This window comes from Burkholderia sp. Ac-20353, from assembly GCF_017104785.1.
In the GTDB taxonomy this organism is placed as follows: Bacteria; Pseudomonadota; Gammaproteobacteria; order Burkholderiales; family Burkholderiaceae; genus Burkholderia.
In genome coordinates this window covers 39,112-49,532 of sequence record NZ_JAAGPL010000054.1, presented here as the reverse complement: position 1 = coordinate 49,532, position 10,421 = coordinate 39,112, and the positions used below count along the sequence as shown (strand labels likewise).

At 64.3% G+C, this 10,421-nt stretch carries 8 protein-coding genes and 1 pseudogene; 1 reads left to right on the top strand and 8 read right to left on the bottom strand.

Going from position 1 to position 10,421, the window contains the following annotated elements:
- Positions 1 to 406 (bottom strand): annotated as a pseudogene (locus tag G3N94_RS17690) (primosomal protein N'); the annotation flags it as partial.
- 496 nt (positions 407 to 902) lie between these two features.
- On the bottom strand, positions 903 to 1,997 hold the full coding sequence (hemE, locus tag G3N94_RS17685) for a uroporphyrinogen decarboxylase (RefSeq protein WP_205793910.1): 1,095 nt from the start codon (positions 1,995 to 1,997) through the stop codon (positions 903 to 905).
- A gap of 161 nt (positions 1,998 to 2,158) precedes the next feature.
- Between hemE and G3N94_RS17680 the strand changes: the two genes are divergently transcribed.
- Complete coding sequence (locus G3N94_RS17680; protein ID WP_205793909.1) at positions 2,159 to 2,986, top strand: transporter substrate-binding domain-containing protein; 828 nt, start codon at positions 2,159 to 2,161, stop codon at positions 2,984 to 2,986.
- Positions 2,987 to 3,082: 96 nt separating this feature from the next.
- On the opposite strand, the gene G3N94_RS17675 is transcribed toward G3N94_RS17680, so the two are convergent.
- From G3N94_RS17675 to atpA, 6 genes are all read right to left on the bottom strand, one after another.
- Positions 3,083 to 3,517 (bottom strand): CoA-binding protein, encoded by a 435-nt coding sequence (locus tag G3N94_RS17675; protein WP_205793908.1) that lies wholly within the window; start codon positions 3,515 to 3,517, stop codon positions 3,083 to 3,085.
- A 489-nt stretch (positions 3,518 to 4,006) separates the two neighbouring features.
- Positions 4,007 to 5,734, bottom strand: a complete 1,728-nt coding sequence (locus tag G3N94_RS17670; protein ID WP_205793907.1) for an AMP-binding protein — start codon at positions 5,732 to 5,734, stop codon at positions 4,007 to 4,009.
- Between the two features lie 178 nt (positions 5,735 to 5,912).
- Positions 5,913 to 6,338 carry a F0F1 ATP synthase subunit epsilon gene (locus G3N94_RS17665; RefSeq protein WP_124598902.1) on the bottom strand — a complete coding sequence of 142 codons (426 nt, stop codon included), beginning with the start codon at positions 6,336 to 6,338 and terminating at the stop codon, positions 5,913 to 5,915.
- A 105-nt stretch (positions 6,339 to 6,443) separates the two neighbouring features.
- A complete protein-coding gene (gene atpD, locus G3N94_RS17660; RefSeq protein WP_205793906.1) occupies positions 6,444 to 7,838 on the bottom strand; it encodes a F0F1 ATP synthase subunit beta in 1,395 nt (464 codons plus the stop codon).
- Between the two features lie 69 nt (positions 7,839 to 7,907).
- Positions 7,908 to 8,783 carry a F0F1 ATP synthase subunit gamma gene (gene atpG, locus G3N94_RS17655; protein WP_124598904.1) on the bottom strand — a complete coding sequence of 292 codons (876 nt, stop codon included), beginning with the start codon at positions 8,781 to 8,783 and terminating at the stop codon, positions 7,908 to 7,910.
- A gap of 69 nt (positions 8,784 to 8,852) precedes the next feature.
- On the bottom strand, positions 8,853 to 10,394 hold the full coding sequence (atpA, locus tag G3N94_RS17650; RefSeq protein ID WP_124598905.1) for a F0F1 ATP synthase subunit alpha: 1,542 nt from the start codon (positions 10,392 to 10,394) through the stop codon (positions 8,853 to 8,855).
- Positions 10,395 to 10,421 lie beyond the last annotated feature (27 nt).

Genomic DNA, 10,421 nt, shown 5'->3' with positions numbered 1-10,421 from the left:
GCAGTGCGTCGGGCGGCGCCGTGCGGCCCGCCTCGGTCAGGCGGTAACGGATTTCGGGCGCGAGCAGCCGCCCCCAGCGCCCCGCGTCGCGCAACGGCTGCGGCAGCGCCGGCAGCGCGACTTCGCCGCGGCCGCGCTGGTAGTAGTCGGCCGCAAATGACACGAGCGCGAGCCAGTCGGCGGACAGCGGCGGCAGGTCTGCGCAGATCGCGTCGATCGCACGCAGCCGCGACGGCGGCACGTCGGTGTGAGCCGTCACTTCGCAAACGAGGCCGACAGCTTGCCGCTTGCCGAACGGCACCTGCACGAGCGTGCCGGGCCCAGGCGCCGGCTGCGCGTCGCAGCGGTAATCGAACAGGGTCGCGAGCGGGTGATCGAGCACCACCCGCAGGTAGGTGCCGTCCATCACTGTGCTCCGGTGGCGATGCGACCCGCGCAGTGGGCAGATGCGTGGGCACATGCGCGGGCATATGCGCGGATATACCCGCGCGCATGGATATGCGTCCGCATTGCGTCAACGAACTTAAAGTGAAACTTCAGATTCGGCGCTAAGTTTTGGATTCGCATTAAGAATCGCCGTATACCCTGACCAGCCTGTGGATAACTTTGTTGAGAACTCGCCGCCGACTGCGCGGAAAGCACGTTGGGCCGTGCGTTCCGCTGTCTTTCGCGGTCCGTAATCGGTACCCGCGAAGCCTTATTCCATAAGGCTGCTATTCAAATTCGCGAATCATAGCGAGGCGAATTGACCGATACCGGGCTCTACCGCGCTGCAACGTGGAAAATGTGTATAAGTCAAGTCTTGACAAGCTGCGGATCGCCAACCCGGGCGGGGTTGCGCCCTGTTTCGCGCAGGCCGCGCAACGCCGCTTCACTGCACCGCAGCATGACGGCGCTTGCGCTCAGCGCGCGGCTCCGCTACGGATCGCGCGGCTGTGGCTGTGCACCTCGTCGACCAGTTCGGCGACGTGCTCGGGCGGCGTGAACTGCGAGATGCCGTGCCCGAGGTTGAACACGTGGCCCGGATGGTTGCCGTAGCTGTCGAGCACCGCACGCGCCTGCTCGCGGATCGCGGCCGGCGGTGCAAACAGGATCGTCGGGTCGAGGTTGCCCTGCAGCGCGACGCGGCCCGCGACGCGCTCGCGTGCGGCGCCGACGTTGACCGTCCAGTCGAGCCCGACCGCGTCGACGCCCGTCGATGCGATTTCCTCGAGCCACAGCCCGCCGCCCTTCGTGAACGTGATCACCGGCACGCGCTCGCCGTCGTGCTCGCGCTTCAGCTGCGACACCACGCGCCGGATGTAGTCGAGCGAAAAGCGCTGGTACGCGCCGTCCGCCAGCGCGCCGCCCCACGTGTCGAAGATCATCACGGCCTGCGCGCCCGCGTCGATCTGCGCGTTCAGGTACGCGGCGACCGCCTGCGCGTTCACGTCGAGGATCCGGTGCATCAGGTCGGGACGCGAATACGCCATCGACTTCACGGTGCGGAAATCGTCCGAGCCGCCGCCTTCGACCATGTAGCACGCGAGCGTCCACGGGCTGCCCGAGAAGCCGATCAGCGGCACGCGCTGGCGGCCCTGGCCGTCGGTGAGCGCGCGGCGGATCTCGCGCACCGCGTCGGTCACGTAGCCGAGCGTCGCGCCGATGTCCGGCACCGCGAGCTTCGCGACGTCCGCCTCGGTGCGCACCGGATGCGCGAACTTCGGCCCTTCGCCGACCTGGAAGTCGAGGCCTAGGCCCATCGCGTCGGGAATCGTCAGGATGTCCGAGAACAGGATCGCGGCGTCGAGCGGGAAGCGCTCGAGCGGCTGCAGCGTCACCTCGGTCGCGTAATCGGGGTTCTTCGCGAGGCCGAGGAAGCTGCCTGCGCGCGCGCGCGTCGCGTTGTACTCGGGCAGGTAGCGGCCCGCCTGGCGCATCAGCCAGATCGGCGTGTAGTCGGTCGGCTCGCGCAGGAGCGCACGCAGGAAGGTGTCGTTGAGCAGGGTATGGGCCACGTTGAGTTCGACGATGCGCAAGGCAAAAGCGCATTTTACCGGAGCGGCGCGGCCGTGCCGTGCGCGCGGGACCGATTGCGGCCTATGGTGACCATATGACGCGCGCGATGGCTCGGCTATGATCGGACGCTCATATCGAACCAAACAAAGGAGGAGACCCGATGAAGAAGCTCGCAACGTTCGCCGCCGCAGCCACGGCCGCGCTACTGACGCTCGCGTGCGCCACCGCGCATGGGGCGGATGCGGGCAGCGGCGCACCGGGTAGTGGCGCCCCGAGCGCCGCCGCCGGCTCGCGGCTCGACGACGTGCTCGCGCGCGGCACGCTGCGCGTCTGCACGACGGGCGACTACAAGCCGTATTCGTATTACCGCGCGGACGGCAAGTTCGAGGGCATCGACATCGACATGGCGGACGCGCTCGCGAAGACGCTCGGCGTGAAGGCCGACTACGTGAAGACGAGCTGGCCGACCCTCACCGCCGATTTCGTCGGAAAGTGCGACATCGCGGTCGGCGGCGTATCGACGACGCTCGAGCGCCAGAAGCACGCGTTCTTCACGCAGCCGTACATCACCGACGGCAAGACGCCGATCGTGCGCTGTGCGGATGCCGCCAAGTACCAGACCATCGCGCAGATCGACCGGCCCGACACGCGCGTGATTGTGAATCCGGGCGGCACCAACGAGCGTTTTGCGAAGCAGCATTTCACGCACGCGAACGTGACCGTCTACCCGGACAACGTGACGATCTTCAAGCAGATCCTCGCGGACAACGCGGACGTGATGGTGACCGACGCGTCCGAGACGCTGCTGCAGCAAAAGCTGAATCCGGGCCTGTGCTCGGTGCATCCGGACAAACCGTTCCAGTTCGGCGAGAAGGCCTACATGGTGCCGCGCGGTGACGTCGTGTTCCAGCAGTACGTCGACCAGTGGCTGCATCTGTCGCTGTCGACCGGCGAGTTCCAGGCGATCTCGGACAAGTGGCTGAAGTGATGCGTGCATCGGGCGTCATACACGGGGCTGCCGGGGCCTGACGCCATGCGGTGCGGTGCCGCATCACACGCACCCGACCAGCGCACCCGACGCCGTTCAGTCGACGCCGAGCCGCCGGTGTTCGACCAGCGCGCAGTGGTCCATCACCACGTCGAGTCCCGCCGCGCGGGCGCGCGCGGCCGCGGCCTCGTCGATCACGCCGAGCTGCAGCCACAGCGACCGCGCGCCGATCGCGATCGCGTCGTCGGCGACGGCCGCCACTTCCGACGATTTGCGAAACACGTCGACCATCCCGATCGCGACGCCGTCGCGGGCGAGCGCGGCCGCCGCCGCAGGCAGCGACGCGTAACAACGCTCGCCGAGCACGCGTTGCCCGTCGAGCATCGGGTTGACGGGCACGATCCTGTAACCGGCCTGCTGCATGTATTCGGCGACGCCGTGGCTCGGACGGTAGGGTTTATCCGAAAGGCCGACTATCGCAATGATGCGATCACGTTTCAAAATCTTTCTGATGATTGAATCGTCTGACATCGAATCCTCAGTGCAGTGAATTTTTTTGCGTACAAATGTGGAATCAGCCGAGCCTGATACGCATGAAAAACGCGTCACGCGCACGAGATGAAAACTCTTGCGGAAATGTTGGTAAAAATGACCTGATCAGGATCCCGAAAAACAGCAAAAAATCCCGGAGAGCCTTATCTGGCGGGCGTTACAACCTGAAACACTTTGTTACCGCGATGGCCCGTCAATTCGCCCACAATGGCCTTCAACGGTTTCAACACGGATGCGGTCTCGTGTGCCAAGTGTGAGCGGACGCGAAGCGCTGCGAGCCCGTCGGTCATGTACCGAAGCCCTTCCGAGGGGCATCCTTGTTGGAGTCGTTTTCGGCTCCGCCGAATACGTTCCATCTTTGGTCTCCTCGCGCTAACCCCGTAGCGTGTGGTTTTTAGCGGGCTAATAAGCCCGCTTTTTTTCGTCCATCGAAAGCGTAACGGCCCGCAGGCCGTCACGTGTCGCGCGTCAAGCCGTCTTCTGCTCACCGAGCTTCAGTTCATCGATCATGCGCTGGCGCATGATGAACTTCTGCACCTTGCCTGTCACCGTCATCGGCAGCTCGTCGACGAAGCGGATATAGCGCGGAATCTTGTAGTGCGCAATCTGCCCCTGGCAGAACGCACGCACGTCGTCCTCGGTCATCTGTTCGCCCGCGCGCAGCACGATCCACGCGCACACTTCCTCGCCGTATTTCGGGTCCGGCACGCCGAACACCTGCGCGCTCTGGATCTTCGGATGCCGAAACAGGTATTCCTCGATCTCGCGCGGATAGATGTTCTCGCCACCGCGAATCAGCATGTCCTTCAGCCGGCCGACGATGTTGCAGTAGCCGTCCGCATCGAGCGTCGCGAGATCCCCCGTGTGCATCCAGCCGTCGATCAGCACGTCGCGCGTTTTCGATTCGTCGTCCCAATAGCCGCGCATCACCGAATAGCCCTTCGTGCACAGCTCGCCCGTCGATCCGACCGGCACGATGCCGCCGCTCGGATCGACGATCTTCACCTCGAGGTGCGGCTGGATGCGGCCGACCGTCGTCGTGCGCTTCTCGAGCGGATCGTCGGTCGAGCTCTGGAACGACACGGGGCTCGTCTCCGTCATCCCGTACGCGATCGTGATCTCCGACAGATGCATCTGCGACACGACGCGCTTCATCGTTTCGATCGGGCAAGGCGAGCCGGCCATGATGCCCGTGCGCAGCGTCGACAGGTCGTAGTTCGCGAAGTCCGGATGATCGAGCTCCGCGATGAACATCGTCGGCACGCCGTGCAGCGCGGTGCAACGTTCTTCGGATACCGCCGCGAGCGTCGCGACCGGATCGAACGCCTCGCCGGGGAACACCATCGCGGTGCCCTTCGACACGCACGCGAGCACGGCGAGCACCATCCCGAAGCAGTGATACAGCGGCACCGGAATGCACAGCGAGTCCTGCTCGCTGACGCGCATCGCCGTCGCGATCGAGCACGCGTTGTTGACGACGTTGCGATGCGAGAGCGTCGCGCCCTTCGGGCTGCCGGTCGTGCCGCTCGTGAACTGGATGTTGATCGGATCAATCGGCGCGAGCGTCGCGCCGAGCGCATCGAGCGCTGCCGTGTCGACTGCGCCGCGGCCGCGCGCCATCACGTCGGCGAAGCGGAACATCCCGGCGGGCGCAACGTCGCCCATCGACACGACGGTGCGCAGGCTCGGCACACGCACGGCGTGCAGATCGCCCGGCGTCGCGGTCGCGAGCTCCGGCGCAATCGTCTGCAGCATCTCGACGTAGCCGGACGACTTGAAGCGCTCGGCGGCAATCACGGCCTTGCAGCCGACCTTGTTCAGCGCGTATTCGAGTTCCGCGAGCCGGTACGCGGGGTTGATGTTCACGAGGACCGCGCCGATCCGCGCGGTCGCGAACTGGGTCAGCAGCCATTCGCTGCGGTTCGGCGACCAGATGCCGACACGGTCGCCGCTGGCGATTCCGAGCGCCGCGAGGCCGGCGGCCAGCACGTCGACCTCGGCCGCGAATTCGCGCCAGCTCCAGCGCACCTGCTGCTCGCGGAACACCACGGCCGGACGATCGGGAAAGCGTGCGGCCGTGTCCCGCAGGAACTGGCCGATCGTCGATTCGGACAACGGCACATCGGTCGCGCCGCGCACGTACGACAGTCCGTTTTCGGGCGCTATCAGCGCCCCTACGCGTGATTCAGCTGCCATGAGTGTCTCCGTGAATCTTATGATCTGATCATGCGGATGATGCCGTGCTCCGCTGACGACACTCTGACATCAATTCACTTCGACCGGACGAAATAGTACGACCGGACGCAAGCACGCGAAAAAAAAGCAGCCCGAAGGCTGCTTTCTTTCGCGTGCTGCGTGCTGCGTGCGGCGCGGCTCAGTGCCGGCTGCGGATCTTCGCCAGACGCTGGATCGCTTCGAGCTGCGCCATCGCGGTCGCGAGCTCGGATTGCGCCTTCGCGAGGTCGATGTCCGACTTCGCGTTCTGCAGCGTTTCCTCGGCGCGCTTGCGCGCTTCCTCGGCCTTCGCCGAGTCGAGATCCTTGCCGCGGATCGCGGTGTCGGCGAGCACCGTTACGGCGCCCGGCTGCACTTCGAGAATGCCGCCCGCGACGAACACGAATTCGTCGTTGCCGTTCTCGACCTCGATGCGCACCGCACCCGGACGAATCCGCGTGATCAGCGGCGTATGGCCCGGCAGGATGCCCAGCTCACCCGCTTCGCCCGGCAGCGCGACGAACTTCGCCTCGCCCGAGAAGATCTGCTCTTCCGCGCTGACGACGTCTACTTTGATGGTTGCCATATCGACTCCTGGTTGAGCGTATTACGTGGGCGCCGAAGCGGCGCACCGATACGTGACACGTATCGATACGCCGCGGGCCGGCGCCCGCTGCGTTACACCCGACCTTTACTGGATCTTCTTGGCCTTTTCGAAGGCTTCGTCGATCGTGCCGACCATGTAGAACGCCTGTTCCGGCAGGTGGTCGCACTCGCCGTCGACGATCATCTTGAAGCCACGGATCGTTTCCTTCAGCGGCACGTACTTGCCCGGCGAGCCCGTGAACACTTCTGCGACGTGGAACGGCTGCGACAGGAAACGCTGGATCTTGCGCGCGCGCGCGACCGACAGCTTGTCTTCCGGCGACAGTTCGTCCATACCCAGAATCGCGATGATGTCGCGCAGTTCCTTGTAGCGCTGCAGCGTCTGCTGAACGCGACGGGTGATCGAGTAGTGCTCTTCACCGATCACGTTCGGGTCGATCTGGCGCGACGTCGAGTCGAGCGGGTCGACCGCCGGGTAGATACCCAGCGATGCGATGTCACGCGACAGAACGACGGTTGCGTCCAGGTGGCCGAAGGTGGTCGCCGGCGACGGGTCGGTCAAGTCGTCCGCAGGGACGTACACGGCCTGAACCGACGTAATCGAACCCTTCTTGGTCGACGTGATGCGCTCTTGCAGCTTGCCCATTTCTTCAGCCAGCGTCGGCTGATAGCCCACTGCCGACGGCATACGGCCGAGCAGTGCCGACACTTCGGTACCGGCCAGCGTGAAACGGTAGATGTTGTCGACGAAGAACAGCACGTCGAGGCCTTCGTCACGGAAGTGCTCGGCCATCGTCAGGCCGGTCAGCGCAACGCGCAGACGGTTGCCCGGCGGCTCGTTCATCTGGCCGTACACCAGCGCGACCTTGTCGAGAACGTTCGAGTCCTTCATTTCGTGGTAGAAGTCGTTCCCTTCACGGGTACGCTCGCCCACGCCCGCGAACACGGAGTAACCGCCGTGCTCCTTCGCGATGTTGTTGATGAGCTCCATCATGTTGACGGTCTTGCCCACACCTGCACCGCCGAACAGACCAACCTTGCCGCCCTTTGCGAACGGGCAGATCAGGTCGATAACCTTGATACCCGTTTCGAGCAGTTCGGTCGACGGCGACAGTTCGTCGAACGCCGGCGCCTTCTGGTGGATCGAACGCGTCACTTCGCTTTCGATCGGGCCAGCCTCGTCGATCGGACGGCCGAGCACGTCCATGATCCGGCCGAGGGTCGGCTTGCCGACCGGCACCGAGATCGGCTTTGCCGTGTTCTTCACGGTCAGGCCGCGGCGCAGGCCGTCGGAGGCACCCAGACAGATGGTGCGGACCACGCCGTCGCCCAGCTGCTGCTGGACTTCGAGCGTCAGTTCCGAGCCTTCCAGAATGAGCGCGTCGTAGATCTTCGGCATGCTGTCGCGCGGGAATTCCACGTCGATAACGGCGCCGATGCACTGTACGATCTTGCCTTCTACCAAAGCAGCAGTACTCATCGCTTTTCCTTTAAATACCTGATTCTTTACTCGCGCAAAGGCGCAGTTTCGAGCTATCGGGGCGCGCGCTTAGACAGCTGCAGCGCCGCCGACGATCTCCGACAGTTCCTTCGTGATCGCGGCCTGACGGCTCTTGTTGTAGACCAGTTGCAGTTCGCTGATCACGGTCTTCGCGTTGTCGGACGCAGCCTTCATCGCGACCATCCGTGCCGATTGCTCCGACGCCATGTTTTCCGCGACGGCCTGGTACACCAGCGCCTCGACGTAGCGCACGAGCAGTTCGTCGACGACAGCCTGCGCGTCCGGCTCGTAGATGTAGTCCCACGACGTGGCCGGCGTGCCGTCATTCGCCTCGAAGTGCTCCGACGACAGCGGCAGCAGCTGCTCGATCACCGCTTCCTGCTTCATCGTGTTGACGAAGCGCGTGTACGCGAGATAAACCGCCGACAGCTTGCCTTCCGAGTACAGATCGAGCTGCGTCTTCACCGCGCCGATCAGCTTGTCGAGGTGCGGGGTGTCGCCGAGGTGCACGACCTGCGACATCACCTTCGCGCCGAAGCGGTTCAGGAACCCGAGGCCCTTGCTACCGATCGCGGTGGCTTCGACCTTCTGGCCCTTCTCTTCCAGCTCCTTGAACTTCTGCACCGTCGCGCGCAGCACGTTCGTGTTCAGACCGCCGCACAGACCCTTGTCCGTCGTGACGAGAATGATGCCGGCCGTCTTTGCGCCTTCGTTTGCCACCATGAACGGGTGGCGGTACTCCGGGTTCGCGCGGCTCATGTGCGATGCGATGGCACGGACCTTGTCCGCATACGGGCGGGCAGCGCGCATGCGTTCCTGCGCGCGGCGCATCTTCGATGCGGCCACCATCTCCATCGCCTTCGTGATCTTGCGCGTGTTCTGCACGCTCTTGATCTTGCCGCGAATTTCCTTCATTCCAGCCATAGCTTGCTCCTTGACCGAAGCGGCGCGGGCGCGTCAGCACCCGCGCGGCCTCAGTGTGTCACTCGCGGATCAATAGGCACCGGACTTCTTGAAGGATTCGATCGCCGCGCGCAGCGCGCCTTCGTCGTCCTTCGAGAGATCCTTGGTGTCTTCGATGCGCTTGATGAGGTCAGCGTGGCTGGTCTTCAGGAATTCGCGCAGGCCCTTCTCGAACGGCAGCACTTGCTTCACGTCGAGGTCGTCGAAGTAGCCGTTGTTCGCGGCGTACAGCGACACGGCCAGTTCCCACACCTGCAGCGGCTGGTACTGCGGCTGCTTCAGCAGTTCCGTCACGCGGCGGCCGCGCTCGAGCTGCTTGCGGGTCGCTTCGTCGAGGTCCGACGCGAACTGCGCGAACGCTGCGAGTTCACGATACTGCGCGAGGTCGGTACGGATACCGCCCGACAGCTTCTTCACGACCTTCGTCTGCGCGGCGCCACCGACTCGCGACACCGACACGCCGGCGTTGATTGCCGGGCGGATGCCTGCGTTGAACAGGTCGGTTTCCAGGAAGATCTGGCCGTCGGTAATCGAGATCACGTTCGTCGGAACGAACGCGGTCACGTCGCCCGCTTGCGTTTCGATGACCGGCAGTGCCGTCAGCGAGCCGCTCTTGCCCTTCACTTCGCCGTTCGTGAACTTCTCGACGTACTCTTCCGACACGCGAGCCGCACGCTCGAGCAGACGCGAGTGCAGATAGAACACGTCGCCCGGGTACGCTTCGCGGCCCGGCGGGCGGCGCAGCAGCAGCGAGATCTGACGGTATGCCCAAGCCTGCTTGGTCAAGTCGTCATAGATGATCAGCGCGTCTTGACCGCGATCGCGGAAGTATTCGCCCATCGTGCAGCCGGCGTACGGTGCGAGGTACTGCATCGCAGCCGAATCCGATGCCGAAGCCGCGACGACGATCGTGTACTCCATCGCGCCGGTTTCTTCGAGCTTGCGCACCACGTTCATGATCGACGAAGCCTTCTGGCCGATCGCGACGTAGATACAGATCAGGTCCTTGCCCTTCTGGTTGATGATCGTGTCGAGCGCCACTGCGGTCTTGCCGCACTGACGGTCGCCGATGATCAGCTCACGCTGGCCACGGCCGATCGGCACCATCGCGTCGATCGACTTGAGGCCCGTCTGCACCGGCTGCGACACCGACTTACGCCAGATCACGCCCGGGGCGATCTTTTCGATCGCGTCGGTCAGCTTCGCGTTGACCGGGCCCTTGCCGTCGATCGGGTTGCCGAGCGCGTCGACCACGCGGCCGACGAGTTCCGGACCCACCGGGACTTCGAGAATGCGGCCCGTCGTCTTGACGATGTCGCCTTCCGAGATGTGTTCGTATTCGCCGAGAATCACCGCGCCGACCGAGTCGCGCTCGAGGTTCAGCGCGAGGCCGAACGTGTTGCCCGGGAACTCGAGCATTTCGCCCTGCATCACGTCCGACAGGCCGTGGATACGCACGATACCGTCGGTCACGGAGATCACGGTGCCCTGGTTGCGAACGTCTGCGCTCGCTTCAAGGCCCTGGATCCGGCTCTTGATCAGCTCGCTGATCTCAGAGGGATTGAGTTGCATTATTCGCTCCTGATAGTCAATTCTGTT

What these genes read in the sequence shown, in the direction of transcription:
- G3N94_RS17665 (WP_124598902.1), bottom strand. Translation starts at nt 6,338, where the DNA reads ATGGCAACCATCAAAGTAGACGTCGTCAGCGCGGAAGAGCAGATCTTC.
- atpD (WP_205793906.1), bottom strand. Translation starts at nt 7,838, where the DNA reads ATGAGTACTGCTGCTTTGGTAGAAGGCAAGATCGTACAGTGCATCGGC.
- G3N94_RS17680 (WP_205793909.1), top strand. Translation starts at nt 2,159, where the DNA reads ATGAAGAAGCTCGCAACGTTCGCCGCCGCAGCCACGGCCGCGCTACTG.
- atpG (WP_124598904.1), bottom strand. Translation starts at nt 8,783, where the DNA reads ATGGCTGGAATGAAGGAAATTCGCGGCAAGATCAAGAGCGTGCAGAAC.
- G3N94_RS17675 (WP_205793908.1), bottom strand. Translation starts at nt 3,517, where the DNA reads ATGTCAGACGATTCAATCATCAGAAAGATTTTGAAACGTGATCGCATC.
- G3N94_RS17670 (WP_205793907.1), bottom strand. Translation starts at nt 5,734, where the DNA reads ATGGCAGCTGAATCACGCGTAGGGGCGCTGATAGCGCCCGAAAACGGA.
- atpA (WP_124598905.1), bottom strand. Translation starts at nt 10,394, where the DNA reads ATGCAACTCAATCCCTCTGAGATCAGCGAGCTGATCAAGAGCCGGATC.